The organism is Streptomyces sp. NPDC093097 (genome assembly GCF_044754325.1).
In the GTDB taxonomy this organism is placed as follows: domain Bacteria; phylum Actinomycetota; class Actinomycetes; order Streptomycetales; family Streptomycetaceae; genus Streptomyces.
Genome location: NZ_JBIVOW010000011.1, coordinates 165,455 through 192,193, shown reverse-complemented (window position 1 = coordinate 192,193; position 26,739 = coordinate 165,455). Strand labels below are relative to the sequence as shown.

23 protein-coding genes are annotated in these 26,739 nt (G+C 72.7%); 8 read left to right on the top strand and 15 right to left on the bottom strand.

Translation table 11 applies throughout. The annotated features are described in order from the left end of the window. The 7 genes from ACIQE0_RS20380 to ACIQE0_RS20350 all read right to left on the bottom strand — a co-directional run bounded on the left by ACIQE0_RS20380 (position 1) and on the right by ACIQE0_RS20350 (position 8,925). Positions 1-333, bottom strand: a complete 333-nt coding sequence (locus ACIQE0_RS20380) for a hypothetical protein (protein ID WP_402334002.1) — start codon at positions 331-333, stop codon at positions 1-3. Further along, the gene (locus tag ACIQE0_RS20375) at positions 296-1,531 is read right to left on the bottom strand and encodes an NAD(P)/FAD-dependent oxidoreductase (protein WP_402333998.1); all 1,236 of its coding nucleotides are present in this window, start codon (positions 1,529-1,531) and stop codon (positions 296-298) included. The genes ACIQE0_RS20380 and ACIQE0_RS20375 overlap by 38 nt, the downstream gene beginning before the upstream one ends. Further along, the gene (locus ACIQE0_RS20370; RefSeq protein WP_402333995.1) at positions 1,528-3,153 is read right to left on the bottom strand and encodes a class I tRNA ligase family protein; all 1,626 of its coding nucleotides are present in this window, start codon (positions 3,151-3,153) and stop codon (positions 1,528-1,530) included. Before ACIQE0_RS20370 ends, ACIQE0_RS20375 begins: the two co-directional genes overlap by 4 nt. Positions 3,154-3,156: 3 nt before the next feature. Then, complete coding sequence (locus ACIQE0_RS20365; protein WP_402333992.1) at positions 3,157-3,555, bottom strand: cupin domain-containing protein; 399 nt, start codon at positions 3,553-3,555, stop codon at positions 3,157-3,159. Positions 3,556-3,623: 68 nt separating this feature from the next. Then, positions 3,624-4,622: an acetamidase/formamidase family protein gene (locus tag ACIQE0_RS20360; RefSeq protein ID WP_402333989.1), complete on the bottom strand. Its 999-nt coding sequence runs from the start codon at positions 4,620-4,622 to the stop codon at positions 3,624-3,626. 1,442 nt (positions 4,623-6,064) lie between these two features. Next, positions 6,065-7,099 (bottom strand): ParB N-terminal domain-containing protein, encoded by a 1,035-nt coding sequence (locus ACIQE0_RS20355; protein WP_402333986.1) that lies wholly within the window; start codon positions 7,097-7,099, stop codon positions 6,065-6,067. 1,160 nt (positions 7,100-8,259) lie between these two features. Continuing rightward, complete coding sequence (locus ACIQE0_RS20350) at positions 8,260-8,925, bottom strand: GntR family transcriptional regulator (protein ID WP_366332176.1); 666 nt, start codon at positions 8,923-8,925, stop codon at positions 8,260-8,262. A 384-nt stretch (positions 8,926-9,309) separates the two neighbouring features. Between ACIQE0_RS20350 and ACIQE0_RS20345 the strand changes: the two genes are divergently transcribed. The 4 genes from ACIQE0_RS20345 (at position 9,310) to ACIQE0_RS20330 (ending at position 13,560) form a co-directional block, all read left to right on the top strand. Further along, positions 9,310-10,089 (top strand): (Fe-S)-binding protein, encoded by a 780-nt coding sequence (locus tag ACIQE0_RS20345; RefSeq protein ID WP_402333983.1) that lies wholly within the window; start codon positions 9,310-9,312, stop codon positions 10,087-10,089. Beyond that, on the top strand, positions 10,086-11,525 hold the full coding sequence (locus tag ACIQE0_RS20340; protein ID WP_402333980.1) for a LutB/LldF family L-lactate oxidation iron-sulfur protein: 1,440 nt from the start codon (positions 10,086-10,088) through the stop codon (positions 11,523-11,525). Before ACIQE0_RS20345 ends, ACIQE0_RS20340 begins: the two co-directional genes overlap by 4 nt. Beyond that, positions 11,522-12,151, top strand: a complete 630-nt coding sequence (locus ACIQE0_RS20335) for a lactate utilization protein C (RefSeq protein ID WP_402333977.1) — start codon at positions 11,522-11,524, stop codon at positions 12,149-12,151. The genes ACIQE0_RS20340 and ACIQE0_RS20335 overlap by 4 nt, the downstream gene beginning before the upstream one ends. 230 nt (positions 12,152-12,381) lie before the next feature. Beyond that, positions 12,382-13,560, top strand: a complete 1,179-nt coding sequence (locus tag ACIQE0_RS20330) for a trypsin-like serine peptidase (protein WP_402333975.1) — start codon at positions 12,382-12,384, stop codon at positions 13,558-13,560. A gap of 135 nt (positions 13,561-13,695) precedes the next feature. Here the strand turns inward: ACIQE0_RS20330 and ACIQE0_RS20325 are convergent, their stop codons facing one another. After that, the gene (locus ACIQE0_RS20325) at positions 13,696-14,688 is read right to left on the bottom strand and encodes an NAD(P)H-dependent flavin oxidoreductase (protein WP_402333972.1); all 993 of its coding nucleotides are present in this window, start codon (positions 14,686-14,688) and stop codon (positions 13,696-13,698) included. Positions 14,689-14,837: 149 nt separating this feature from the next. On the opposite strand from ACIQE0_RS20325, the gene ACIQE0_RS20320 reads away from it, so the two are divergent. Beyond that, positions 14,838-15,185 carry a helix-turn-helix domain-containing protein gene (locus ACIQE0_RS20320; RefSeq protein ID WP_366332181.1) on the top strand — a complete coding sequence of 116 codons (348 nt, stop codon included), beginning with the start codon at positions 14,838-14,840 and terminating at the stop codon, positions 15,183-15,185. A gap of 47 nt (positions 15,186-15,232) precedes the next feature. On the opposite strand, the gene ACIQE0_RS20315 is transcribed toward ACIQE0_RS20320, so the two are convergent. Then, on the bottom strand, positions 15,233-16,078 hold the full coding sequence (locus ACIQE0_RS20315) for an LLM class flavin-dependent oxidoreductase (RefSeq protein WP_402333969.1): 846 nt from the start codon (positions 16,076-16,078) through the stop codon (positions 15,233-15,235). A gap of 268 nt (positions 16,079-16,346) precedes the next feature. Here ACIQE0_RS20315 and ACIQE0_RS20310 point away from each other — a divergent pair, with 268 nt between their 5' ends. Further along, a complete protein-coding gene (locus ACIQE0_RS20310) occupies positions 16,347-16,913 on the top strand; it encodes a GNAT family N-acetyltransferase (protein ID WP_402333968.1) in 567 nt (188 codons plus the stop codon). Positions 16,914-16,967: 54 nt separating this feature from the next. On the opposite strand, the gene ACIQE0_RS20305 is transcribed toward ACIQE0_RS20310, so the two are convergent. Beyond that, positions 16,968-17,591, bottom strand: coding sequence for a histidine phosphatase family protein (locus ACIQE0_RS20305; RefSeq protein ID WP_402333965.1), 624 nt, complete (start codon positions 17,589-17,591; stop codon positions 16,968-16,970). Between the two features lie 269 nt (positions 17,592-17,860). On the opposite strand from ACIQE0_RS20305, the gene ACIQE0_RS20300 reads away from it, so the two are divergent. Beyond that, positions 17,861-18,334, top strand: a complete 474-nt coding sequence (locus tag ACIQE0_RS20300) for a flavodoxin family protein (RefSeq protein WP_366332185.1) — start codon at positions 17,861-17,863, stop codon at positions 18,332-18,334. Positions 18,335-18,392: 58 nt separating this feature from the next. On the opposite strand, the gene ACIQE0_RS20295 is transcribed toward ACIQE0_RS20300, so the two are convergent. From ACIQE0_RS20295 to ACIQE0_RS20280, 4 genes are read right to left on the bottom strand one after another with little or no spacing between them, the layout of a single operon-like run. Beyond that, positions 18,393-19,472, bottom strand: coding sequence for an acyl-CoA dehydrogenase family protein (locus ACIQE0_RS20295; RefSeq protein ID WP_402333962.1), 1,080 nt, complete (start codon positions 19,470-19,472; stop codon positions 18,393-18,395). Beyond that, positions 19,469-20,632, bottom strand: a complete 1,164-nt coding sequence (locus ACIQE0_RS20290; RefSeq protein ID WP_366332187.1) for an acyl-CoA dehydrogenase family protein — start codon at positions 20,630-20,632, stop codon at positions 19,469-19,471. Before ACIQE0_RS20290 ends, ACIQE0_RS20295 begins: the two co-directional genes overlap by 4 nt. 42 nt (positions 20,633-20,674) lie before the next feature. Beyond that, positions 20,675-21,466, bottom strand: a complete 792-nt coding sequence (locus ACIQE0_RS20285; protein ID WP_402333958.1) for an enoyl-CoA hydratase/isomerase family protein — start codon at positions 21,464-21,466, stop codon at positions 20,675-20,677. Positions 21,467-21,495: 29 nt separating this feature from the next. Continuing rightward, the gene (locus tag ACIQE0_RS20280) at positions 21,496-22,677 is read right to left on the bottom strand and encodes a CaiB/BaiF CoA transferase family protein (protein WP_402333955.1); all 1,182 of its coding nucleotides are present in this window, start codon (positions 22,675-22,677) and stop codon (positions 21,496-21,498) included. 121 nt (positions 22,678-22,798) lie between these two features. Here ACIQE0_RS20280 and ACIQE0_RS20275 point away from each other — a divergent pair, with 121 nt between their 5' ends. Continuing rightward, positions 22,799-23,746 (top strand): LysR family transcriptional regulator, encoded by a 948-nt coding sequence (locus ACIQE0_RS20275; protein WP_402333952.1) that lies wholly within the window; start codon positions 22,799-22,801, stop codon positions 23,744-23,746. Positions 23,747-23,822: 76 nt separating this feature from the next. Here the strand turns inward: ACIQE0_RS20275 and ACIQE0_RS20270 are convergent, their stop codons facing one another. Continuing rightward, positions 23,823-26,666, bottom strand: coding sequence for an AAA family ATPase (locus ACIQE0_RS20270; RefSeq protein ID WP_402333949.1), 2,844 nt, complete (start codon positions 26,664-26,666; stop codon positions 23,823-23,825). Positions 26,667-26,739: the final 73 nt, after the last annotated feature.

Genomic DNA, 26,739 nt, shown 5'->3' with positions numbered 1-26,739 from the left:
TCACTCCGTTTCCTCGATGGCGGATACGCCGGAGGCGGGCCACGGTTGGTAGCGCTCCCACTCCTCGTGCAGCAGGATCCGGCCGTCGTCGAGTGTGCGCGGGGTGCTGACGCAGCGGCCGATGGCGGTCTCGCCGCTGGCGAGTTGCATCGTGTAGCCCATGCGGATGGTGCCGTCGGGGTCGCAGACACCGACGAGCATGCAGCGCCGGACGTCGCCGCCGCTGGCCTCGGCCCAGACGAGGTCGCCGTCCTGGTGGTAGGTGGCGACCGGTGCGGTGCCGTCCGGGCCCGCTTCAGTGTTGCGGAACTTCTTGCCGTTGTAGTTGATCACCTTCTCCTCCTTCTGTGCGGAGTGCGGTGGTGGGGTTCGGGTCCGCACCGGCGCGGTGCGGGGTGTCCAGGGTCGCCAGTCCGGTCGGGGCCGGCCGGGTGCCGTTGAAGCGCTGTGTCAGGGCGCGTGCGATGAGCGGGGCGAACTTGAACGCCCCTCCCCCGCAGGCGGCTTGGGCGAAGCAGGTGCCGTCGGCGAGTTCGAGCAGCAGTGCGCCGCCGGAGTCGGCGTCGGTCAGGTAGTGGCAGTCGCGTGCCTGGGTGATCCAGTCCGGTCGGAAGGCCGGGATCAGCCGGGAGAACCGCTGCGTCAGCAGCCTGGTGTACGCCGGGTCCGGGGTGCCGGTGCCGGTGTCGGGCACCGTGCGGCAGGCTTCGTGGGCCGAGATTTTGAGTGGGGTGTCGGCGACGGGGGGCAGGAGCCAGGCACCGTTGTCGGTGCCCAGTGCCGGGATCGCGGGCATGGCGTCCCATGCCGCTTTCTGGGTGTCGGGGACGCGGCAGTAGAGCAGGGTCTGGCGGTGCAGTCGTATCCGATCGCGGGTGAAGGGTGCCAGGAGGTCGCGCGAGCCGGCGCCGGCCGCCACCAGCAGCCGGTCGGCCCGTAGCGTCCGGCCGCCGTGGAGTGTCACGGTGCCGGTGGCCGGGTCCACCCGGGTGGCGGCGCGGCCGGTCAGCAGGCGGACGCCGGGGTGGTGGCGCAGCCGGGCGGCAGCGGCGGTGAGGATGCGGTCCGCCAGGAGTACGCCCGCCTGCTCCTCCAGGATCCCGACCCGCCCCTCGGGCAGGGTCAAGTGCGGGTAGGCGCGGGCGAGTTGGTCGCCGTCCAGGGTTTGCGCCGGGGCGCCGGCCGCGGTCAGCAGGCGTCGGGCGTCCTCGGCCTGGCCGCTCTCCAGCACCGTCAGCGCGCCCACCTGGTGGTAGCAGCGGATGCCCCACGCGGTGTCCAGCTCCCGCCAGGCGTGGTGGGCCGTGAGGGCGGCGCCGGTGGCCCCCGGGTCGCCGGGATGCAGGGCCCGCAGGGTGCGGTGCCGGTCGTACGAGGCGGCTGCCGGGTTGGGCAGCGCGCCCCGCTCGACCACCGTGACCCGATGGCCCGCCCCGGCGCATTCCAGGGCGGTGAGCAGGCCGATGATCCCGCCGCCCACCACCACGGTCTCCAGGGGTGCCGCGGTCCGCGGCCCGTCCGCGCGGCTCATTCCCGGGGGCCGCCCGCACCGCCGAACGACGGCACGCGGAACGGCCGTACGGAGCGTGCCTGGAACGCCGCGGGGTCCAGGGTGCCGTCCCAGCCGCCGTCCCGGCGGGCCTGCTCCGCGGTGTCGATGAGGAGGGGGGCGGCGCCCGCGAGTACCGCCCGCAGTTCGAGGAAGAGGTCGCCGAGGGCCTCGGCGCGGTCGGCCGCGGGCAGGTCCGCGACCCGTCCGGCGTGCTTGCCGAGCCGTTGCAGTTGGCTCACCAGGTGGTCGGCGGCGCTCGACGGGCAGTAGGTCGCGATCTCGTAGGCGTCGATGAAGCGTTCCGCGACCGCCGTGGCCCGCAGTCGGCCTCCCGCGGAGACCGGCAACTCGCCCTCGGCGTCCGCGGCCAGGAGGTTGAGCGTGTCGGCGAGCCGGTTCCAGGGGGCGATCACGGACTGCTCGGTGACCTTCGCCATGGCCTCCCGGCTGAAGTTGGTGCGCTGGTGTTCCGGGCCGGTCAGGGTGAGGTAGAAGCGGATCGCGTCCCGTGAGAAGTCGGCGAGGAGTTCGTCGATGTAGACGACGTGCCCGCGGGTGGTGGAGACCTTCTCGTTCTCCAACTCGTAGAACTCGTTGGAGATGATCCGCTCCGGCAGGGCGTAGCGGCCGCCGTGGGCCATCAGCAGCGCCAGGTGGGTCAGGCCCCAGAAGTAGACGATGTCGGAGCCGATGAAGTAGATGATCTCCGCGTCCTGGGCGGGCAGCCACAGGTTGGTGCCCGCGTGCTCCCCGCCGAGTTCCGCCGCGGCGTGCGCGGTGCAGAACATCGCCGCGGGGATGCCCTCGACCCAGGAGTTGAGGCGCTGGCCCTCGGTGCCGGGGAACGGTGACGGCAGTCCGTAGGAGATGGGGTAGGTGACGGGGAAGTCCGGCAACGGCTTGGAGAGGGCCTCCCGTAGGAAGGTGAGGGTCCGGGGGCGCAGTCCCTCGCCGTGCGTCGCGTAGAAGTCCGTCAGCTCCTTGCGGTACCGCTCCATGGGGAGGACCAGGACGGTGGCCTCCCGTAGGACGACCGGGTCGTCGGGGTCCTGGGTGGACCAGGGGGAGAGCAGTTCGTCGAAGTTGTTGGGATGTCCGCAGGTCTCGCAGACACCGCCACGGCTTTCCGTGACGCACACCGGGCAGTAGCCCGCGACGAAGCCCTCGACCAGGAACTCGCCGGTGCGCTGGTTGAACGGGAAGGAGACGGTGCGCAGTTCGAGCTTGTCGGCCTCGTGGAGGTCGGAGACGAACCGCAGGGCGTGGGTCTTGTAGGCCTCGTCGTAGGGGGCGTATCCGTCGACGGAGATGCCGGCCAGTCGGAGCGTGCGGCCGATCTCCTCGTGCGAGACGGCCGCCAGTCGCTCCGGAGTCGTGCCGCGCCGGCGGGCGCTGGCCATCACATAGGTCTGGCTGTCGTCGGTGCCGGTGGAGAAGACCACCGGACGGCCGCGGGTCCGCAGGTAGCGGGCGTGGACGTCGGCTCCCATGAACGGTCCGGCCAGGTGGCCGATGTGGAGGTTGCCGTTGGGGGTCGGGGAGGTCTCGATGATGACGGCCGGGCGGGCGCGGCCGGGCGTGGGTGCGGTGGGCTCTGCCATGGGTCAGCCCTCCTGGCCGTCGTGGGCGCCGTGGTGGTCGCCGCCGGGACCGTGGTGGCGGTCGAGGAACTGGCCGGCGGTCTCCTGGTCCCACCACACGGCGTACATCTGGAACTCCTCGGCGCCGTCGTTGATCACCTGGTGGTCGGTGTGCGGGGGGAAGTGGACGATGTCGCCCTGCCGGAAGGTGATCTGCTCGCCCGCGGACGACAGCGTCGCCTCGCCGGTCATCGCGATGAAGATCTCGTAGTCGGGGTGGGCGTGGCGGGTGGTCGAGGTGCCCGGTGCGACCACGCACCAGGCGCCTTTGAAGGGGGCGTTCAGTGCCGACCAGGGCTTGAGGAGTTGGGAGAACCCGTTCTCCGGGCCCAGGGTGCTGCGGTCGAGACTGCGCATCTCCATGGAGTTCACCATTCTCGGATCGGTGGGTGCCTGGCGTCGGGGGCGTCGGGCAGGGGCGTCCTGGTGCGCTACCGGCCGGCGGCCAGGCAGCGCATGCGGTGGTGCGTTCCGTCGTATGCGGTGGCGGCGGGCAGCAGGGCCTTGGGGATCTTGGTGACCGTGGTGTAGTCCGCGTCGACCACGTTCGCCAGTGGTGTCCGGCAGGTCTGGGAGAGGAGTTGGTAGGCGTCCATGGTGGTGAGGCCGTAGAGGGAGGCGAGCCAGGCCACCATGTCCGTCTGGGAGATCCGCCAGGCGTCCTCCAGGGGCCGGGCCGATCCCACGCTGATCCAGTGGTCGTCGTCCTCGATGCGCGGGCGGGCCGGTGCGCCGCCTTTGAGGAGGTCCACGATGAGGGTCGCCTGCATCGCGCCCTCGACCGCGGTGCCGCAGGACTCGCCCTCGCCCTGCCGGTAGTGGCCGTCGCCGACCGAGAAGAGGGCGCCCTCGACGTGTACGCCGAGATAGCAGGTGACGCCGGCCCGCAGCTGCGGGGTGTCGAGGTTGCCGCCGAAGGGTCCGGCGGCGAGGGAGGAGCGTACTTCGCCGGCGGTCGGGGCGACGCCCACCGTGCCCAGCATCGGTGCGAGCGGCAGGTCCACGCGGAAGTCGCTGTCCAGTGCGGTGTAGCGGACGGTGCCGGCGGACCTGTCGACCGGGTAGATCCAGGTCCGTTCCGGCAGGGCGGGGTGGAGGGTGGCGGTGCGCTCGGTCCCGGTGAGACCGCCGAAGAACGGGAAGGTGGTGGAGACGCCCCAGTCGCGCGCCGGGGCGAGGTCCGCGATGTGCAGCACCAGGGTGTCGCCGGGCTCGGCGCCCTCGACGTGGAACGGTCCGGTCTGCGGGTTGATGAACCGGTCGTCGAGGAGCGCGCTCGGCAGGTCGGAACTGCTGCGCAGGCGACCGCCGAACGCGTCCTCGGTCCACAGGCGCAGCGCTGTGCCCGGGCGGATGCGCATCACCGGTGCGGCCCCGCCGAACGTCCATACCAGCTGTTCCGGGGACGGGGTGAACTCACGCGTCTCCATGCCGGACCGCCTCTCGGGACGGACGGTTCCCGGTGCGCGTGGGTGGCGCCGTGTTCGGTGCGGCGGACGTCGACGGGGGCCGGGCTTCGAGGGGCTGCGTGGGGTGACGCAGACATATGCACGCGCTCATGGAGTGTGCTCCTTGGGCGAGTTCGGCGGGCTGCCGGTTGTGCGGGACGGTGGAGGGTGGAGCGGTGAACCGTCGCACGGTCACCGCTGCACTGTCACGACCATGTCATTTCCGGCACCGGAGGCGAGAGCGAGGGGCCCATGGAATTTCCCGCGGCCGTATTCCACCCGACCGCATCCCGTGCGAGAGAAGCAGGCAACGGAACTCCCGGGCATATCGCGGTCGTTGACGTCGACTACGAGGGAACACGGCGCCCGGGCATGCGGCCGCCGGAGGGGAAGGTGCTTCTCCCGCCCTGTGACCAGGTGGCCATCACCTGAGGGAGGACGCATTTCCGGTCCCGGGTTCTCGACGTCACTGGCTGCCTTTCGTGCGGTGCGGGCCCCGGCGCCGGTGGTCAGCGGGCAACGGGGGTCAGGGCGCAGGAAATCGTTCGTGCCCGCATGGCGAAAGGCACGAGCGGTGGCGTGAAGGGTGCTCGGTTTTCCGTAGGTCGGACGCGGTCGAGATACTGCCCGATCGCACTCCGAAGCGGAAGCTGTCGGGATGGTCCCTTATCCGCCGTGACAGTCGGAGTGGACGCCGGTCTGGGCTCCTGTCCCCCGCCTATCGACCAGTACACGGCGCAGAAGTGCGGTCGGTCCGCCTCTCGGATTCCCCGCACATATGCACGCCCAGAAACTTCCACGGCCCGGGCAGCGTGTCAAGGGGAATGATCGCACGCCGCATCGGCGAGACGACGAGCCTTTTGATCATCTCCGGATCGGGCTTCTGCAATTACCGCCGCCGGCCAAGTACCGGAAGCCCCGCCCCTGGAGGTGGCCTATTTCCTGCACCCGATGGGCGATGCTCGGACAACGTGTGTATGACGGCGGCGCTATCGACGATCTGCCCAATTACCCCGCGGCACAACGGCGTTGAGCGGGGCCTTCAGTGTGGTGGAACGCGCGGGAACCCGCCTCTTCCGCACCGCTCGGGCCGTCCGCGGGAGGTACGACCCGTGCCGCCGGCTGCCGGATCGGGACCGGGGCCGATGAAGTCGGTTCGGCCGGTTCCGCTCGGTCGGTGGGGCTGATGTGGTCGACGGGAGGTAAGGGGCGTGCGTCCTTCCGGGAGGTGGGGCGGGTGCGCCGAGAGGGACGGCATGTGCCTTCCGCCTGCCGTGCGTTGCCCTCTCCGGACAGCGGCCACGGCACGGTCCTCGCATACCGGCAGGCCGGCTCCCCCGTTGCCGTTGAGCCACCTGGCCGCGAGCGGGAAAGGGGGCGACGGCAGGGCCTTGTGCACGCCGCCGACGCCGCGGTAGGACGGACTAACCGACCCCTTCCAGCACGCGCTCCTCGCCGACCGTCGCCTTCCCCTCGCTTGCCTCCACCTGCTTGGCGAACTGGTACCAGTCACGGGAACGGGCGTAGGCCAGCTCCGTGACGATGCGCCGCCAGCGGCTGGGGATCCAGTCGATGAGCCGCTGCCGCTGCCGTCTGTCGAGATGCACCGCGAACAGGCGCAGCAGCAGCCGCCCCTCCGTGCACATGCGCAACTGCGGGTCCCGCAACAGCGCTTGTATCGCCGTCTTGGCGTCCAGCTCCCTGGCGGGGACGCCGGTGGCACCGTCACCCATCGCGGCGGGGGCCTTCCGCACGGCGTTCTGCACGGGTCTGCGGTGCCGCGGGGGGACCGGGTCCTCGTTGGCCTGGAGCCGCTGCCGCACGTCACGCACGGTGTTGGGTGAGACGCCGGCCTTCTCGGCGATCTTCCGCAGCGAGGTGCCGGGGTTCTCCTTGAGCAGGACACCCGCCCGCCTGCGCCCCTCCGCGCTGTTGACCGGACGGGTCTTGCCGTCCCGTCCGATCCTGGTGTGCAACTGAGGAACTTCCTCAGTTGCCGACCGCCGACGGATCGCGGCGACGGTCTTGGCCGCCAGGCCGGTCGCCGCGGCCACCGCCCGGTCCGACCACTGCGGATGCGTCAGGACGATGCGTTCCGCCGCCGCGGTGCGATCGGACAGGGTCAGCGGCAGGCCGTGTTGCACATTGGACTCCACCGCGAGGACGAATGCGTCCTGTTCACCTCCGTCGAAGAACCTGACGTCAATATCCTTCCATCCGCGTAAAAGCGACGCGTGTAAGCGATGAATGCCGTCGATGACCTTCATCGACGAACGCTGCACGATGATGGGCGGAAACGGAGTCTCGGACTGGGCAAGCGTGCGTGCGTGTTCCGCGTTTTCCCCCTCGCGGCGCGGCGAGTCCGCCGCCACCAGCGAAGCAATCGGCACGCTTTCCACCTCCGGGGCCAGCTGACCACCCCAGCGCGAATCCCTCACGGCCTTCCCTTCCACTGTCACACCCACTCCCTGTCGAAACATTCGAAGTGAACGCATATCCGGGGGTGTTCGGCCCGAGACGCCTCGGGATGCCTGCGACGAGCCGGGGTGCGGCCTGCGCCCGCCCGCCGGCGGGTGGCAGCACCGCGGCCGCGCGACGACCTCGGCCCTGCGCCCGCGATCGGCGCCCAGCAGCCCGGGGGGGGCGATCCGCGCCCCGTCCCGCGCCCCTCGACGACACCACCGACGGCACCGGGCGGGCCGTCGCGCCTCAGGGGACCGTCAGCCTCGCCGTCAGAGCACGGGAGCGCGCCCAACGGCCCGTTGTCCGAACGTGGTTGAGCTGACAGAACGCAGAGTGGTGCTGCACGATGGACATGCCTTCCTGAGCTGTCTGCCTGGGTCGGCTGAAGCCCCGTTCGGCGGCTTCGGGTTGGCGAGCCGCCCCGATCGACGATCCGGGGCCTTCGCTCGACGGACTGGTCGAGCGGCGCAGCGACAAGCCGTCACGTCAGGTGTCGGCGCACCGGAGCGACGGCCGGGCGGGACTCCTGGCGGAGGAGCGCCGCCCGCACAGCTAGCTCTTCAGGGGAGCACCTCCCCCTCACGGGCGGGGGCGCGGTGTTCCGCGCCTGCGGGTCCGGCAATTCCTCTCCCTCGCAACGTCCGTGCGGTCGCGCCCTGTTCGGACAAGAAGTGCCGCGTCGCGGGCCGGAAGGGGGCCCATTCCGCTCGGACGGAGGGAATCCCGTATGGGAAGATGCATGTGCGTAAAGGGGTGCCGGAGAAACCTTCTCGGTTTAACGCCGATGCCTGCTCCAGCATTGCGCTCCCCTTCTCAGACCCGCTCCTAAGGGGAGCCTAAGGCGCCCGACACACCGTTGCAACATGCTGCGCCTCGGTGCAGTAATGTGCATCGAGAGGCAGGTGAACTATGAGCCATCACCAGGGCGTACACGGGACGATGGCAGCCGACTCCCTCGACGCGCAGGTGCGTGCGGCGAGGACCGCTCTTGCCGCCCGCCTCCGATAGAAGACCGAACCGGTCGTCCTGACCGAGCACGACGCCTGGCAGTGGGCCCGGCCCGCCGACCTGCCGCCGGTCAGCGAGGCGGTCCGGGGCCTGCTCACCCGCTGATCGCCCCGATGCGGGCGGTCGCCGCCTCGCCTCCCCCGGCAGATCAGGCGACCGGAGGCAGCAGGGCCGGGTCGCCGGCAAGACCTATGCGGTGGAGGACCGCCGAGATATGGCGGGTGAGCAGGTCGCGGGCGGCGGTGCCGTCTCCCCGGCGGAGGGCCTCGGTGAGGGCGGCGTGTTCGCTCAGGTCGTCGGCGGCGTGGCCGGGGCCTGCCGTCGAGGCGGCCGCGATGCGGATCTGCTGGTCCCAGAGGTTCTCGTGGAGCCGTGCCAGGACGGGGTTGCCGCCGGCGCGCATGAGCTGGGTGTGGAAGGCGCGGGCGACATCGAGGGCCCGCTTGGACGAGGCGTCGTCCGGTGCGTCGTCACCGGCCTGCGGCAGCGTCTCGGCGGCCTGGCGCATCGCCTCCGGGCCGCGCGCCGCCAGCGCGTCCAGGGCGAAGAGCTCCATCAGCAGCCGGGCCTGGAGGACGGCGTGCGCCTCGCCAGGTGTGACCGGCACGACCAGGGCGCCGCGCTTGGGGTAGAGGCGCAGGAACCCCTCGGCCTGCAGGCGGAGGAACGCCTCGCGCACGGGTGTGTTGGACAGGCCCAGCTCGGTGGCGACGCCGCGTTCGGAGAGCAGTTCGCCGCCCGGGTAGCGGCCGTCCAGGAGTCGCTCCCTGACGTGGGCGTATGCGCGGTCGGCGGTCGGCTTCGGCTGTGTCATGGCACCTATTGTGCCCCCCGTCGGACGCATCCGCCGAACCTTCCGTCTATGCTTACGTTCATCATGGTCCCCTTCCCTCCGCTCCCGGTCCGTGCGCTGCGGGGTGGCCTGGTGATCGCGGCGGCCCGGCCGGCCCCGCTGGTCGGGGTGCCGGGTGCGGTCGCCGGCGAGGGCGGCGGCGACCCCGGTACGGCGGTCGACGAGCGTGGCGCCGGCCACAGGCCCCGGCTCGTGCACCCGGCGGTCCGCGCCGGTCGGCGTGCTCGTGCTCGCGCCGGCCCTGGTGGTCCCAGGCCCTCCGCGAGTGGCGCCGGCACGCCGCCACCAGCAGTGAACGTCGACCTCGATGCCCGATTTCCCACCCCTGGCGAACAAGGAGACACGATGCGCACCGCGCTCTTCGTGACCTGCCTCAACGACGCGCTCTATCCGCGTACCGGCCAAGCGGCCGTCACGCTGCTGCGGCGGCTCGGTGTGGCGGTGGACTTCCCCCCGCAGCAGAGCTGCTGCGGGCAGATGCACTACAACACCGGCTACCGCAAGGAGACCGCGAAGCTCGCCCGCCACTTCGTCGAGGTCTTCGGCGAGTACGACGCGATCGTCGTGCCCTCCGCTTCCTGCGGCGGGCTCCCCGCCGAGGCGTACGAGAGCGCGGCGGAGGCGGCCGGGGACGCCGGTCTGCTCCGCGAGGTGCGCGAAATCGCCCCGCGTGTCCATGAGTTGACGCAGTACCTCACCGACACCCTCGGCGTGGAGGAGGTGGGCGCCTACTTCCCGCATCGCGTCACCTACCACCCCACCTGCCACAGTCTGCGGACGATGGGGCTGGGCGAGCGCCCGTACCGCCTGCTGCGCGCGGTCGAGGGCATCGACTTCGTGGACCTGCCCGCGCAGGAGGAGTGCTGCGGTTTCGGCGGCACCTTCTCGGTCAAGAACGGGGCCGTCTCCGGGGCGATGAACGGCGACAAGGCCCGGCACGTGCTGGAGACCGGGGCCCATGTGCTGGCCGCGGTCGACAACTCGTGCCTGATGAACATCGGCGGCCGGCTCACCAAGGACGGCCATCCGGTCCGCACCATGCACCTGGTCGAGATCCTGGCCCGCACCCAGGACGACGGGCCGCTGGCGGACGTGCCGGTGGCGCGGAACGGAGCGCTGCGATGAGCCGGACCTTCATGGGGTGGCCCACGTTCCCCAAGGCCGCCGAGACCGCCACCGCCGACGAACAGCTGCGCGCCAACGTGCGCCGCGCCACCCACACCATCCGCGACAAGCGCGCCGCACTGGTCGACGAGCGCCCGGACTGGCAGGACCTGCGGGACACCGCGGCCGCGCTCAAGGACGAGGTGCTGGCCCATCTCGACACCTACCTGGAGCAGATCGAGGAGAAGGTCACCGCGGCGGGCGGGACCGTGCACTGGGCCGTCGACGCCGAGGAGGCCAACCGCATCGTCACCGGGCTGGTCCAGGCCACCGGCGAGACCGAGATCGTCAAGGTCAAGTCGATGCTGACGGAGGAGATCGGCCTCGACGGCGCCCTGGCCGAGGCCGGGATCAGCGCCCGCGAGACCGACCTCGCCGCGACCATCGTGCAGCTCGGCGACGATCTGCCGTCGCACGTCGTGGTCCCGGCGCTGCACCGCAACCGCAGCGAGATCCGCGACATCTTCGTACGCGAGATGGGCAGGTACGGCCGGCCGGCGCCGGCGGACCTCTCGGACGACCCCGCGGAACTCGCCGAGGCCGCCCGGCTGCACATGCGCGAGAAGTTCCTCAAGGCGAAAGTCGCCGTCTCCGGCGCGAACTTCATGGTCGCCGAGACCGGCACGCTGTGCATCGTCGAATCCGAGGGCAACGGCCGGATGTGCCTCACCCTCGCCGACACCCTGATCTCCGTCGTCGGCATCGAGAAGGTCGTCCCCACCTGGCAGGACCTGGAGGTCTATCTCCAGGTCCTGGCCCGCAGCGCCACCGGCGAGCGGATGGCCCCCTATACCAGCACCTGGACCGGTGTCACCGACGGCGACGGTCCGCGCGCCTTCCACCTGGTCCTCGTCGACAACGGCCGCACCCGCGCGCTCGCCGACCCGGTCGGGCGCCAGGCACTGCGCTGCATCCGGTGCGGCGCCTGCATGAACATCTGCCCCGTCTACGAGCGCACCGGCGGCCAGGCCTACGGGTCGGTGTACCCGGGCCCGATCGGGGCGATCCTCAACCCGCTGCTCAAGGGCCCGGACGATCCGCAGACCGCCTCCCTGCCGTACGCCTCCTCGCTGTGCGGTGCGTGCAACGAGGTCTGCCCGGTCAAGATCCGCTTCACCGATGTCCTCCTCAAGCTGCGGCACGACGTCGCCGAGGGCGATGCCAAGGTCAAGCACCGTGCGGAGAAGGCCGCGTTGAAGGCTGTCGAGGGCGTCATGGAGCGCGGTCCGCTGTGGAACGCGGCCGTCAAGGCCGCGGGCGTCGCCGGCCGGGTGCTGCCCGCGGACATGGCGCTGCCCGGCCCGCTGCACGGCTGGACCGACAGCCGGGCCCTTCCCGACATCCCCAAGGAGTCCTTCCGCAGCTGGTGGAAGCGGACCGAAGGAGGCACCAAGTGAGTTCACGCGAGACCGTACTGCGCCGTATCCGCCAGGCCACCGCCGACCTGCGCGAGGCCCCCGTGCCGGTCCCCCGTGGCTATCTCCGCCATGCCCCCACCGTGGCGCCCGAGGACCGGGACGGGGTCCTCGCGCTGCTGGTCGAGCGGTTGGCGGACTACGGGGCCGAGGTGTACCGCGTCGCCGAGGACGACCTCCCGGCGGCGCTGGCACGCGCCCTGGCGACGGCGCGTTCGGCCGTCGCCCCCGCCGGGCTGCCCGACGCCTGGCTCGCCCAGTGGTACGGACTGGTCCGCCGGGACGCCCCGCCGCTCACACACGCCGAACTCGACGCCACCGACGCGGTGGTGACCAGCTGCGCGGCCGCCATCGCCGAGTCCGGCACCCTCGTCCTGGACGGCGGCCCGGGGCAGGGCAGGCGCGCCCCCACCCTCCTGCCCGACCTCCATGTGTGCGTCGTCCGCGAGGCCCAGGTGTGCTCCGCCATGCCCGAGGCCATCGGCCATCTCGACCCGAGCCGTCCCCTGACCTGGATCAGTGGCCCCTCCGCCACCGCCGACATCGAGATGATCCGCGTCCAGGGCGTGCACGGCCCGCGGCGGCTGACCGTGCTCCTCGTCCCGTGAGGCGACGGGGCCGTGGACCCGTCCTGCGGCGACCCCGCCGCCTCGGGCCATGGCCTCAACTCCCCGGATTCGCCCTCCTCTTCGAGGACGGTCGTCTCGTACTTCGCGCCTGTCGGCAACCCCGGCATCGGTCGCACGTCTGACGTTGTGGAACCTCCTGTTCCCGGACCCGCAGGCGTACCGCCGCTCGGCGCGGGTCCGCCCGACCCGACCCTCACGGGAGAAGAGTCATGAGCAAGAGCATCACACCGCCTGACACCCGCGCCCACGGAGGCGGAGGACGGAGCGGAGGCGGACGGGGGCCCGCGCCGGTCGCCGGCTGGGACGGGCGGGAGAAGCGGGGCAGCCGTCATGTGCCCGTCCGCCGGGTGGCGTTCGCCGCGGCCGTCGTGGCACTGCTGACCGGGGCGCTCGCGCCGTCGGCCGGAGCGGCCCCCGCCCCGGGCATCGCGCGCGCCGCCGGCTCCCCGTCGGACGGCACGGTGGCCGTCCACGCCATGGCGTCCACCGCACAGGACGAGTCGCGCGTACGCGCCTACTGGAGCCCCGAACGCATCGCGGCCCTCTCCACTCCCCTGTCGGACAACCCGCCCAAGGGAGGCGTGGACGGGGCCCCTTGGAAGGGCGGTGGCGCTCCGACGACCACCATGGGGCGGCTGTTCTTCACCGACCATGGTGAGGACGCGAGTTGCACCGCGACGCTGGTGCGCGGCGGCAAGGGCAGCACGCTGGTGACGGCGGCGCACTGCGTCAACAACACCAACCTCGCCGGCGAGGACAACCAGTGGCAGTCCAACGCCCTGTTCATCCCCGGCTACCGGGACGGCCAGGCACCGTTGGGCACCTTCGTGGTCCGCTGGGCCGTTCTCAACTCGACCTGGTTGAAGAACGACCAGACCGACGCCCGGTTCAGCGCCTATGACCAGGCGTTCGCCGTCGTCGGCCGCAACGCGCGCGGACAGTCCGTCGCGGAAGCCGCGGGGACGGCCCAGGACATCGCCTTCGACGTTCCCGGCGACCGCACGGCCTACCAGTTCGGTTACCCCCGCGCCGCCTCGGACGCCGCTCGCGAGGGCCTGCCGGAGTACACCGGCCGGGCGCTGGCCCACTGCCAGGGAACGCCTCGGCAGTACGCGGGCCCGCAGGACCATCCCGAGCCTGCGGGAGAGTGGGGCCTGGCCTGCGTCATGGGCGGAGGAGCCAGCGGGGGCCCGCGGTTGGGCGACTTCTCCCCCACCACCGGACACGGCACGGTGATCGGCGTCAACACGCACTCCGGACATATGGATCCCAAGGGCACGGCGTGTGACGATGCCGACCAGCCGGCGTGCACGCGGTACCTGGTCGGACCGCAGTTCACCACCGCGCGCACCAAGCCGCTCTACGACCGGGCCCAGCAGCTGAGCTGACGCCCGTTCCGGCGCCGGGCCCGTCCCCGGCGCCGGCTGCCGCGGCCAGGGCCTCCGGGGCGCCGCGCCTGCCCCTCGTGTGTCCTCGGACCGGGGTCGGTCGGTCGTCGGCCGGCCCGGGTGGCGCGGGTCCGGTCACTCTCTGCCGAGGATGTCGGCGGCCTGTGCGGCGATCGTTTCGACGATCTCCGCGGCCGGCGCGGTGTGCGTGACGAGCCCGGTGGCCTGTCCGGCATACAGGGCCAGCGCCGCGAGGTCGCCGGATGCGTCGGCGGTGGGGATCATGTCGTCGTAGCGCAGGTGCTTCCCGCCGTCGGGGGTGGTGGCCACCGTTTCCCCTTCGCCCGGTCGGTGCGGGCTCGGCGGTCGCCCGGCGCGTTCCCAGGCGGTGAGGGTGGCGTTGCGCAGTGTGCGGTGCGGTGCGTCGGGCCAACCGCCGTCGAAACAACGGGTGTACACGGTGTCCGCCTCGGTCGCGTGCAGTACGGCGGCGCGGTAGGTCTCGTGCGTGTTGGCTTCGAGGGCGGTCAGGAACCGGGTGCCGAGCCAGCCGGCCTGTGCGCCCAGTGCCAGGGCGGCGGCCAGGCCGCGGCCGTCCCCGATGCCGCCGGCGGCGATCACGGGTACGGGGTGCACGGCGTCGACCACCGCGGGCACCAGTGCCATGGTCCCGACCTGCCCCCGCACATGGCCGCCGGCCTCCCATCCCTGGGCGACGATCACATCGACCCCGGCGTCGACCGCGCGGCGTGCCTCCTCGGTGCTGCCGACGGTGTGCAGGTGCAGCGCGCCCGCGGCGTGCACCTGCTCGTTGACCGTTCCCGGGTCGCCCCAGAACGTGGAGATGATCCGCACGCCTTCGTCGAGGCAGGTCGTCAGGAGGTGGTCGAGGGGGAAGTCCAGGACCAGGTTGACCCCGAAGGGGCGGTCGGTGAGCCGTCGGGTGGTGCGGATGCGCTGTGCGGCCTCCTGCGGTGTGACCCAGGTCAGTGCCAGCGTTCCCAGGCCGCCGGCCCGGCTCACCGCCGCGGCCAACTCCGCGGTGGCGGCGGATCCTACGGGTGCCTGGACGATCGGCGTGGAGATGCCCAACGCCTGGCACAGCCCGGTCTTCAGGGCGGTTGTCACAACAGACCCCTTCGATTCGGTTTCCGAAGCGGGCGCCGATGGTAGCGTGCCGGAATTCGAGGCATCAAGCAGGGAGAGTCGTCCGTCCCGCCATGGCAACTCCACGCCCCGGCAAGCCGGTTCGCGGTTCGACCACGGGTCGCCCGCTCATGGCCGCGCTCGATCTGTTCGGGCGGCGGTGGAGCCTGCGCATCGTGTGGGAACTGCGTACGGGCCCGCTCGGTTTCCGTCCCCTGCAGAAGCAGTGCGACGCCATGTCCTCCAGCGTGCTGCGGCAGCGCCTGACCGAACTGCTGGACGCCCGGGTGGTTCGCCAACTGCCCGACAGCCGCTATGCGCTCACCCCGCTGGGGCAGGAGGCGTACGAGGCGCTCGGCCCCCTCGTCCGCTGGGCCGACCACTGGGCGGCGGCACTGGATCCCGGGCGGGGCGCGCCGCGGGACGACGGCCGGGCGGCGACGGACCGCACCACCGGGCGGCCAGGCACCATGGGGTGAGCCGGCCTCCGCTGCCGGTGTCGTCGCCGGTACGCGGTACCGGGTGGTCACCACCCCACCGCGGCGGCGAGCAGATCCACCTGTTCCAGGCCGCCGCCGTGGGGGAAGAAGACGAGTTCGTCGCAGCCCGCCTCGGCGTAGGCGGCGACCTCGCGGGCGATCTCTTCGGGACCGGCCAGGCCGGCTTCGATGCTTTTTCGGGTGTAGGTGCCGGAGGTGTAGTAGTCCGTCAGGCGGCGGTGGAGGCGCTGCTCGGCGTCCGGGCCCAGGGCGAAGTGCGCGGTCGCCACCAGGCGGGGTCGGCCTGCCTTGCCGGCGTCCTGCCATGCCTGGCGGACCCCGGGGACGAGGGAGCGGAATGTCTCGACGCCCTGGGCTCCGCCGATCCAGCCGCGGCCGTAGGCCACCATCCGCCGCAGGGCGGGCTGGGAGAATCCGCCGAACAGGAGCGGGGGGCCGCCGGGTGTGGCCGGGCGCGGTCCGATATCGCCGTCGCCCTGCCACTGCCTGGTGGCCTGTTCCAGCAGCGCGTCCAACAGCTTGCCGCGGCGCTGGAAGGCGACCCCGCCGGCGAGGTAGTCGTCCTCCCGGGCGCCCGGCGCGAGGCCCAGCACGAGCCGGCCGCCGGAGAGGCGGTCGAGCGTGGCGGCGGACTTGGCGAACAGTGCGTGGTTGGCGCGTTGCGGGGCCAGCAGGATGGTGGTGGTCAGCCGGATGCGGGTGGTGGCGCCGGCGGCGACGGCCAGTGCGGTCAGCGGCTCGTAGTTGTCGTAGACCAGGCGGTCGGTGGCGCCGAGGGTGGTGAAGCCGCGCTCCTCGGCGCGCCTGGCCCAGTCCACGATCGACAGGTCGGGGGCGGGATGCAGGACGGGGAGTCCGATGCCGATGTCCATGGTGTCGCGCTCCTCCCAGGCCAAGGCGGGGGCCTGGCCTCGTTGTGGGGCGGGCGGGCAGTCGGTCGGCCGGTGCGCGCCCGTGACGCCTGTGGTCACTCGCGATCACGCTATCCGGCAACGGGTCGGAGACGGGCGCACGCCAGGGGCCGCGCGGAGCCGCGGGAACGCAACTCACCGCGGCGGCGTAGCGTGGCGTGGCGTGGCGTGGCGTGGCGTGCGGAGATATTCGGTGGCGGGCCATCGCGCACGTGGTGAGGATCGCGGCATGCATGTCTTCCTCGCCACCGAACGCCTTGTGCTGCGCCCGTTCACCGACACCGCTGCCGACGCCGACCGTCTCTTCGCCCTGGACAACGACCCCGAGGTCATGCGCTTCCTCAACGGCGGCAAGCCCGTCAGCCGGGAGGCGATCCAGGCGCGGTCCCTGCCCCGGCTCCTGCGCGACTACCCGTGCTGGGGCACGCGCGGATACTGGGCCGCTGAGGAGAAGGCCACCGGGGCGTTCCTGGGCTGGTTCGAGTTCCGTCCGTCGGACGAGCGCAGCGCCGCGGTGGTCGAGCTCGGCTACCGGCTGCGTCAGGCCGCCTGGGGCAAGGGGTATGCCACGGAGGGTTCCTGTGCGCTGGTCGGCAAGGGGTTCACCGGTCTCGGGGTGGAACGGATCACGGCGAACACCATGGCGGTCAACGCCCGTTCGCGGCGGGTGATGGAGAAGGCGGGCCTGACGTTCCTGCGGTCCTTCACCGGGGACTGGCCCGAGGCGCTCGAAGGCTCCGAGCACGGCGAAGTCGAGTACGGCCTCACCCGGGCCGACTGGGAGCAGCGCCGGTAGCCGGCTCCACCGTGCCGCATCCGCCCGCGTCGACCGGCCGCCGTGGTTGTGCGCTCACAGCCGCGTATCGGGGGGAAATCCGGTCCAGGTCAGCTCAGTGGGCAGGTGCCGCATGTCGTTGTGGACCAGGACGGTGGTCGGCCGGCCTGGCGTATAGCGGATGACGGTCAGGGCGGCGTTGCCGTGGTTGAGGCCGAGCCAGCGCCATTTCGGGGCGTCCATGGCGTCGCGGACCAGCCAACCGACCAGGAAGTTGTGGGTGACGACCAGTTCGTGGCGCTCCTGGTCGCCCGCCACCGGGCCGGTGAACTGCTCCAGGGCGCGGCGTGCCAGCGTCGGGCCGCGCCGGCGGTCCTCGGCCGAGGAGTGGGAGAGGAAGGTCAGGAGGAAGTCGGCGCAGTCGGGCGGGAGTTCCTCGCGGTCGGGGAAGTGCGGGACGTAGTCGCCGGCGGTCTCCGAGGCCACGAGTGGTGCGCCGGGGAGGGATTCGGCTATCAGGCGGGCGGTCTGTGCGGCCCGGGGCAGCGGGCCGTGGTGCACCGCCGAGATGGGGCGGCTCGCCAGCCGGCGGCCGAGCAGGGCGGCCTGCCGGCGGCCCTGCTCCGACAGTCCGCTCTCGTCCGGCAACGCCTCGCCGTGGCGCGCCAGATACAGGTAGCGGGTGGCGGTTCCCGTCATGTCCAGGACTCCTTGCTGTGCTGCGTCACGGCGTCGTGACGATCTTGTGCGTCGTCGTCCTGTCCTTGACGCCGTCCCTTCTCCTCCTGGGTTCCCGCGCCACCGTGGCACGCTGGTTCCCGCAGCACCGTGACACGCCGGTCCGTCGCCGGCACCGCCGTCGGCCGCTGCGGCACCCCTCCCCCGATGTCACAGTCACCGCTGGTACGTCGTCCATACCGCATGCGGCGGCGCGACGCCGAGTCAGCGCCACGGAAAGGAGCATCATCGTGAAGGCCATCATCGTGTGTACCTCCGTGTCCCATGGCAACACCCGGCGGATCGCGGACGTCATGGGCGAGGTCCTCCAGGCGCCCGTCGTCGACCCCGATCGGGTCGAGGTGGGCGAACTCTCCGCCTATGACCTCGTGGGGTTCGGTTCGGGGATCTTCTCGATGCGGTTCCATCCGCGGTTGCGCCGGTTCGTCCGGGCGCTCCCGGCGGCCGGGCGGGGCAGGGCGTTCGTGTTCGCCACCAGCGGTCTGCCCGAGCTGCGGTTCCGCCCCTTCACCCGGCCCCTCGTGCGGCAACTCCGGCAGAAGGGCTTCGAGGTGGGCGACACCTTCTCGTGTCGCGGCCTGGACACCTGGCTTCCGTTCAAGGCCGTCGGCGGGATCAACAACGGGCGTCCCGGCACCGCCGACCTGGAGGCCGCGCGGGCCTTCGCCGAGGGGCTGCGGATGCGGATGCGTGCGGAGTCCTGACCGGCCCGTCGCCTCGGGGTGTGGCGTCGGGCCGGTTCCGTAGCGGGTCGGCGGCCGGTCAGACGCCGGTCACCTGCGACCACAGGCGGTCGCTGCCGCCCTCGACGACGCGTCGGCCGATCTTCTGGTGCCAGCTCTGCTCGTTGCCGTCCTCGTCACGCCAGGACCACATGCGGGTGGTGGCCAGGCGGAGGGGGCTGAGTTCGGTGAATCCGATCGCGCCGTGGAGCTGGTGGGCGATGCGGGTGATCTCGGCGACCGAGGCGGATGCCTGCGCGGCGGCGACCCAGGCGGCGAACCCGGCGGCGTCCGGGGTGGTCAGGGCGGCGGCCGCCGCCTCGACGGCCGCGGTGATCAGGGCCGTCTCCTCGATCAGCTTGGCCTCCTCCTGCTTGACCGCCTGGAAATGCCGCAGGGGGCGGCCGAACTGCACGCGGGACGTCGTATGGGCGATCGTCAACTCCACGCAGCGCCGTGCCGCGCCGGCGATCAGGGCGGCCCGTGCCAGGCCCGCTCGCCAGGCCGCCTCCTCGGCCAGTGCGGCGGGGATCCGGCGGACCCGGTCGGCGGGGACGGCCACGTCGTGCAGGATGAGGTCGTCCCTGGGTTCGTCCGCCAGGTTCGTGCCGTCGGCCCGCAGGCAGCGGGCGGTGTCGAGGAGGAGGAGCAGGGGCCCGCCGGACGGTCCTTCGGTCAGGACGGCCACGGCGTCGGTGGCCCGGGCCCATGGCACGCGGCTCAGGGTGCCGCTGAGGTGCACGGCGTCGTCGGTGCCGCGGGCGCCCGGAGGGCCGACCCTGCTGTCCGTGTCGACGTGGGTGAACCGTACGTCGAGCGGGCCGGACGCGAAGGTGAGCGGGCCGTCCGGGACGGTGAGCCCCGCCGCGGCCAGCAGCGGGCGTGCGGTGAGCAGCGTCTCGGCGAGCGGGGCCGGGGTGTGGTGGTAGCCGGCCTCGGTCACCAGGGCCACCAGGGTGGCCGGTTCGGTGTCGAGCGGGGGCAGGGCGTCGGCGGCGCGCAGTGCCTCCCACACCGTCCGGGCGGACTCGGTGGGCCGCTCCGGTGCGTCGGTCGCGTTCGGTGCGGTGAGTCCGGCCAGTGCGGTGGCGGCGCGCTGGGCGAGGGATGCGGTGGTCATGAGGACAGCTCCAGACCGCGGGTGATGACGCCGCGCAGGATCTCGTTGGTGCCGCCGCGCAGCGTGTACCCCGGCGAGTGCAGGATCGCGGTGGCGAGCAGTTCGGGGAAGGTGCCGCGGGTGGCGTCGAAGCGGGCGGTGACCGGCAGGGTCTCGCGGACCTCGGCGACGAGGTCGCCCTCGAAGCGGGTGCCGAGGTCCTTGACCAGTGCGGCTTGGGTGTCGGCCGGGCGGCCGGCCTCCAGGGCGGCGGCCACGCCCAGGGAGAGCTGCCGGATCGAGGCCAGGCGCGCGGTGAGTCGGCCCACGCGGGCGTGTTGCGCGGGGCTGCAGGCGCTCCGCCGCAACTGGTCGACGAGTGCGAGCAGGAGGGGCAGCGTGGACAGGAAGCGTTCCGGTCCGCTGCGTTCCAGGGCGAGTTCGCCGGTGACCTGCCGCCAGCCGTCACCGGGGCGGCCCAGGAGTGCGTCCTCGGTGAGCTCGACGCCTTCCAGGTGGCAGTAGTTGAAGGTGTGCTCGCCGTTGAGCAGGCGGATCGGCTCGACCCGGAGGCGCGGGTCGCGCAGGTCGACGATGAACTGGCTCAGCCCGGCGTGGCGGTCCTCGCAGTCTTCGGTGCGGGCGAGCACGATCGCGTAGTCGTTGACGTGCGCGCCGCCGGTCCACATCTTGGTGCCGGTCAACCGCCAGCCGGTGGTGGTCCGTTCGGCCCGGGTCCGGACGGAGGCCAGGTCCGAGCCGCTGTGCTGTTCGCTCATGCCGATGGAGAAGAAGCACTCGCCGGCGGCGATCCCGGGCAGGAAGTGGTTCCGCTGCCGTTCGGTGCCGTGGCGCAGGATGGAGGGTCCGGCCTGCCGGTCGGCGACCCAGTGGGCCGAGACGGGGGCGCCGGCCGCCAGGAGTTCCTCGATGACGACGTAGCGGTCGAGGTTGCCGCGCCCGCTGCCGCCGTACTGCTGCGGCAGGGCCATGCCGACCCAGCCGCGTTGGGCGAGGCGTCGGGTGAAGGCGGGGTCCCAGCCGGTGAACCAGGAGTCGGGGCGGCCCAGGACGGTGCCGGCGGCGCGCTCCGTGGCGAGGAAGTCGCGTACTTCCTTGCGGAGTTGGCGGGTTTGGGGAGGAAGGTTTACGGCCCTGGTGGTGAGGGCGGAGAGAGCCATGCGGGCGCTCCTTGTGGGTCGTGGTGGAGGGGTGGTCGGCGGTCAGGCGCCCGTGAAGTGCGGGCGGCGGCGCTCCCGTCGGGCCGAGACGCCCTCGCGGAAGTCGTCGGTGGTGGTCGTGACCGGTTGGGCGAGTGCTTCCCAGGTCAGTGCCTGTTCGACGGTGGGCTGTCCCTGGGCCAGTGCGGCCTTGGTCAGCCGGACCGCCAGGGGGGCCGCGGCGGCGATCTCGTCGGCCGCGGCGAGGGCGGTGGCGAGGACCTGGTCGGCGGGCACGGCCTCGTGCACCATGCCCAGGGCGGCGGCTCGGGCGCCGCTGACCAGTCGTCCGGTCAGCAGCAGTTCCCGGGCGCGGGGCAGGCCGACGGCCTCGGCGAGCGTCGCGGTGGTGGCCATGCCCGGGTGCAGGCCGAGGTGGACGAAGGGGGCGCCGAGCCTGGCGTCCTCGGCGGCGTAGCGCAGGTCGCAGGCGAGGGCCAGGGCCAGTCCGGCGCCCACCGCATGGCCGTTGACGGCCGCCACGGTGGGGACGGGCAGGTCGCGGAGGGTCAGCCAGGTCCGGTAGAAGGCCGACAGGTGGGACCGGGCGGCCGGGAGGGATTCGTCGTGCCGGTCGGCGAGTTCGCCGAGGTCGGCCCCGGAGCAGAACGCGGGGCCGGTGCCGGTGACCACGACGGCGCGCAGGTCGGGGGCCTCGCGCAGGGCGTGCAGGGTGTGCCGCCACTGCTCGGTCAGCCGGGCGGTCATCGGGTTGCGTCGGTCGGGGTTGTCGAAGGTGAGCACGGTGACGCCGTTCGGTCGGTGCTCGACGCGCAGCGGTTCCTGTTCGCTCATGGGGTCCTCGGTTTCGGGGTGTCGGGTGCTCAGGCGGCGGGGTGGTGGCCGATCTCGGCGAGGACCTCGTCGGTGTGCTCGCCGAGCCCGGGGCAGTGTCGGTGCAGACCGGCCGGGGTGGCCCAGAAGCGCACGGGTTGGCCGATGAGGTGGTAGCCGCCCTCGGTGGGGTGTTCGGCCGGCTGGAGCAGACCGCCTTCGGTGGCGTAGTCGCTGGCGGCGGCCTGCTCCAGGCTCAGCACCGGGGCGGCGGGGATGCTCGCGGCGTCGCAGAACGCCTGCCATTCGGCGTTGGTGTGCAAGGCGGTGAACTCCCGTACCAGTACGTAGAGTTCGTCGGTGTTGCGGGCGCGGTCGGGCAGCGTGGCGAAGCGGGGCTCGTCGGCGAGTTCGGGGCGGCCGACGAAGGTGAAGAAGTCGCGCCAGTTGCGGTCGCTGTAGGGGAGGATGCACATCCAGCCGTCGGCCGTGCGGGAGGCGGTGCGCTGGGAACTGAGGGCCCGCGGGTAGCCGATGGGGCCTTCCGGCGGGTCCAGGGTGGCGGCCGCCAGGTGCTCGACGAGGTTGAACGCGAGCATGGTGTCGGCCATCGGGACCTCGACGTGCTGTCCCTGGCCGGTGCGGTCGCGGTGGTGGAGTGCGGCGAGTGCGGACTGCGCGATCACCAGGCCGCAGATCTTGTCCGCGACGACGGTGGGGACGAAGTACGGGACGCCGCTGACCCGTTCGTTGAGCCATACCAGGCCGGAGGCGGCCTGCACGATGTCGTCGTAGGCCGGGTGTCCGCCGAGGGCGGAGTCGCTGCGGAAGCCCTGGGCGTTGAGGTAGACCAGGCCGGGGTTGGCGGCGGCCGCTTCCTCGTAGCCCAGGCCGAGGCGTTGCAGGGCCTGCGGGCGGATGTTGGTGAGGAACACGTCCGCGGTCGCGATCAGGGCGAGCAGCGCGTCGCGTCCGCCCGGGGCCTTGAGGTCGATCACGACGCTGCGCTTGTTGCGGTTGAGGTTGAGGGCGAGGACGCCCATGCCGGGGTTGCGGGTCGGTGGGTAGTGGCGGGTCATGTCGCCGGCCGGCGGTTCGACCTTGATCACGTCCGCGCCGAGGTCCCCGAGCTGCTGTGCCGCATAGGGGGCCATGATCACGCTGGCCAGTTCGACCACCCGTACACCCTGCAACGGCCCTGTGCGGCCGGTCTCTTCCTGTCCTGTCGACATGGCGGGTCTCCGATCTCCGGCGCAACGTACGGTGTTCGCCGATCAGTTGGCTGCCAGTCAAGTCCTCCCCGTGCCATATCGTCCAATACTTCTTCCTGGCACCTCTCATATGCTGTGCCATATGGAACTGACCCAGCGCATCCTTCAGCAGTTCGTCGTGCTGGCCGAAGAACAGCACTTCGGTCGCGCCGCCGAGCGGCTGGCCATGCGGCAGCCGCCGCTCAGCCAGGCGATCCAGCGGCTGGAGCGCGGACTCAAGGTCACCCTGCTCGACCGGAGTTCGCGCGGCGCACGGCTGACCGCGGCCGGCCGCGCGTTCGCCGAGGACGCCCGGCGGCTGCTCGAGGCGCAGGAGGCCGCCGTCGACCGGGCCCGGCGCATCGCCGGCGGTCACGAGGGCGACCTCCGGCTGGGGTTCGTCAGCAGCCTCGGCTACGACTTCCTGCCGCGCGTCCTGCGCCGCGCCCACGCGGAGCTGCCCGGCCTGCGGCTGCACCTGGGCCAGCACCCCTCGGCGGAACTGGTCGAGATGCTCAACTCCGGGACGCTCGACCTCGCACTGGTCCGCCTGCCCGTCGCCGACACCGATCGCCTGACCGTCCAACGCATCGGCACGGAACGGCTGGTCGCGGCCCTCCCCGAGCGGCATGCGCTCGCCCCCGGGCCGTCTCTCCACCTGCGCGAGCTCGCCGGTGAGGCGTTCGCCCTCCCCAAGCCCAGTGCCCTGCCCGGGCTCGCCGAGCAGGTCGCGCTCGGCTGCGCCCAGGCCGGCTTCACACCCCGGCCCCTGGGCCAGGCGGACGACCTGCCGGGGCTGCTCAGTTATGTCGCCGCCGGACTGTGCCTGGCCCTCGTCCCCGAGCAGGTGCGCTCACTGGGCATCCCGGGCGTCGTCTACCGCCCGCTGCACGGCGATTCCGCCTATCTGGAGACGGCGGTCGCCGCCGTTCACCGCCCGGACGGACCCGACGCCGCCGTGCAGCAACTCCTGCGGCTGTTCGGCACCTTCGCACGGCCGGACGGCGACGGGACGGAGCCGGGGGTGGCGCCTGGCGGCAGCGCGCGGTGAGGACGCTCACTGCGCCCCGACGTCGTCCGTGGTGCCGTCGGCGACGGCCTGGGGCCGGTCCGGGTCGGCCGTGTGCTCACGTCATGTTGGCCAGGGCCGCCGGCAGGTCGGCGCGGCGGCGGATGCCGAGTTTGCGGTAGCAGTGGGTGAGGTGGGTCTCGACGGTGCGGACGGCCAGGTGGAGGAGTTCGGCGGCTTCCTTGTTGCTGTGGCCGGTGGCGGCGAGTTGGGCGATGCGGAGTTCGGCGGAGGTGAGGGCCGGCGTGCCGGTGTACTGGGCGCGCAGGGGGCGGGCGCCGCATCGGCCGAGGGCCTGGGCGGCGCTTCGCCGGGCCCGGGCGGCGCCCAGCCACTCGGCTTGTTGGGCGGCCTCCCGCAGGATGTCGCGGGCCTGCCGGCGTTGGCCGGAGTCGTGCAGTGCCTGGCCGAACGAGATGAGGGCGGGGATGAGTTCGGGGAGCGGGGCGGGGGTGTCGCGGAGGGTTTCCACGGCCTGTTCGGCGAGTTCCAGGCCGCGGCGGCCGCCCAGGGAGACGGCCAGTGCGCGCAGGGCGCGGCCGATGGTGCGGGGGGTGCCCCAGATCCGGGCCAGGCGGAGTTCCTCCTCCGCCAGGGGGACGGCGTGTGCGGCGGAGCCCAGGGCCACGTAGCAGTCGGCGGCGACGGACCGCCAGGGCGTCACGATCGGGCTGGTGGACTGTCTGGCGGTCTGGCGTCGGCCGCATTCCAGGAGGTCGGGCAGGGCGCCGGCGGGGTCGCCGGCGGCGGCGCGCAACCGGCCGCGGGCGTAGAGGAATTCGCTCCATTCCCAGGAGTCGTGCGCGCCGCAGTCGGCGATGGTGGCGGCCAGGCGTTCGGCCTCGGCCAGTCTGCCGGTTTCGGTGAGGGCGATGAGTGCCTGGGAGCGGAGGTGGACGTTGCCCGGGTAGGGGGCGGTGCGGCGGGCGGGCGGTGTCGGGCTCGGGGAGGGGCCCAGGGCGGCGTCGGCGAGCACGGCGTCGTAGTGGCCGCGCATCACCTGGGTCTCGGCCTGGACGCTCAGCAGGCTCTGGTGGGCGGGGTGGAGCAGCGGCGGGCGGTAGGTGGCGAGTCCTCGGGTGACCAGGCGGTCGGCCTCGTCCAGGTTGTCCGCCCACTGGGTCAGGGTGGCGGTGGAGGCCAGGAGGTAGGGCTCCAGCAACGGGTCGGCGGGGGCGGTCAGGAGGGTGCGGACCCGCGCCATGGCCTGGCGTGCGGTCAGTCGGCCGGCGGTGGCGTCGTATTCGGTGAGCAGGGCCCGGGCGGTGGGGGCGAGGCTGCCGGGGGTGCGGTCCTCCGCGCGTTCGAGCTGGGCGACGACCTGGAGCCAGGCGGTGCCGTCGTGCGAGGAGATCAGGGTGATGGCGGCCTGCACGGCGTGTGCCAACTCGCTGGCGTGGGCGAAGGTTTCGGCGAGTTCGCCCAGGACCTCCAGAGCGGTGGGCACCTCGCCGCGGGCGACCAGGGCCATGCCGAGGCTGGTGGCGGCCTGGACCTTGCCGCCGTCGCGCTGCTGGAGGCGGAGCGCCTCGGAGAGGTGGCGGACGCCGGCGGTGCGTTCGGCCGGGACCTCCAGGCAGCCGAGTTCGGTGAGGACCGCGCCGCGCCGCCGGTCGGTGAGCGGTTCCAGCAGGGCGCGGCGCAGGACCGCGAGGGCGTCGTCGGTCCGTCCGTCGCGGATCGCCCGATTCGCGGCGTCGATGAGGAGGTCGGCGGCCCAGGGCGCGCCGACCGGCGGGACCGGGAGCAGATGGCGGGCCACGGTGTCCTCGGGGGCACCTCGGTGGTGGAGCAGTTCCGCGGTGCGGCGGTGCAGTGCCGCGCGCTGGTGGGCGTGCCAGGTGGCGGTCACCGCCCGGCGGAGGAGGGGGTGGCCGAGGAGCGGGCGGGCGGTGTCCGGGCCGGGGCGGAGGAGCCCTTGGCGGGTCGTCTCGGCGACCCAGCCGGGTACCCGCAGCGGATCGCAGCCGGTGACGTGGGGCAGCAGGGCCAACGCGTCGTCCTCGTCCTGGAGTTCGGCGTAGGCGCGGACCGCCTCGGCGGTGTGCGGGCCGCAGCCGTGCAGCCATCGGGCGACGGCGGCGGCGAACATGCCCGGGTGGAGGTCGGTGCAGCCGGCGGGCAGGCGAGGTGGTGTCGGGGTGCCGTCTGCGGTGATCTCCCGCAGGTCGGACAGGAGGGCGTGCAGCAGCATGGGGTTGCCGCCGCTGGCGCGGTGGCAGTCGGCGGCCAGTTCGGGCGGGGTGTCCGCGCCCAGGGCGGTGCGGACCAGTTCCGCGGCGGCGGCCGGGCCGAGTGGTTTGAGGGTGCACAGGTGCGCCGGGCCGCCGCCGGTGGTCTGGGCGAAGGCGGGGGCGGCCGGGACGAGGTCGTACTGCCAGCGTTCGGTCACCGCGAGCAGGACGGGCAGGTGGTCCAGTCGGCGGGCGACCTGGGCGAGCCAGCGCCGGGAGTGGGCGTCGGCCAGGTGGATGTCGTCGACGGCGAGGAGTACGGGTCCGACCGAGGCTTCGGCGCGGAGCATGCGCCAGAGGCGGGCCGGGAGGTCGCCGCCGTGCAGGGAGCCGTCCCAGTGCGTGGAGCGGGCCGCGGACGGGGCGTCCGGGATGCCGTCCTGCCGGGCGCTGTCGCACAGCTGGTGCAGGACGCTGAACGCGGTGTCGGTCTCCTCGTCGGAGCAGCGGGCGCGCAGGACCGTCGTGTCGCGCGCCGCCCGGTCGCGGGCGAAGGCTTCGAGGAGTGTGGTGCGGCCGGTGCCGGTGCCGCCGCGGATCACCAGGACGCCTCCGGTGCCCGCCCGCGCTCGGCGGGCTGTCGCCGTCATCCGGGCCAGGGCCTCCTCACGCTCCCACAGCCGGTCGGGGTGTCCGGCGGTTTCGTGCCGTGGCCACGTAGCGGTCATCTCGGTCCTCCGGAGTGCTCAAGGGCGCGGTGCCGACGGAACGTTGTCCGGTATCCCCGTGTAAAGCGACGGT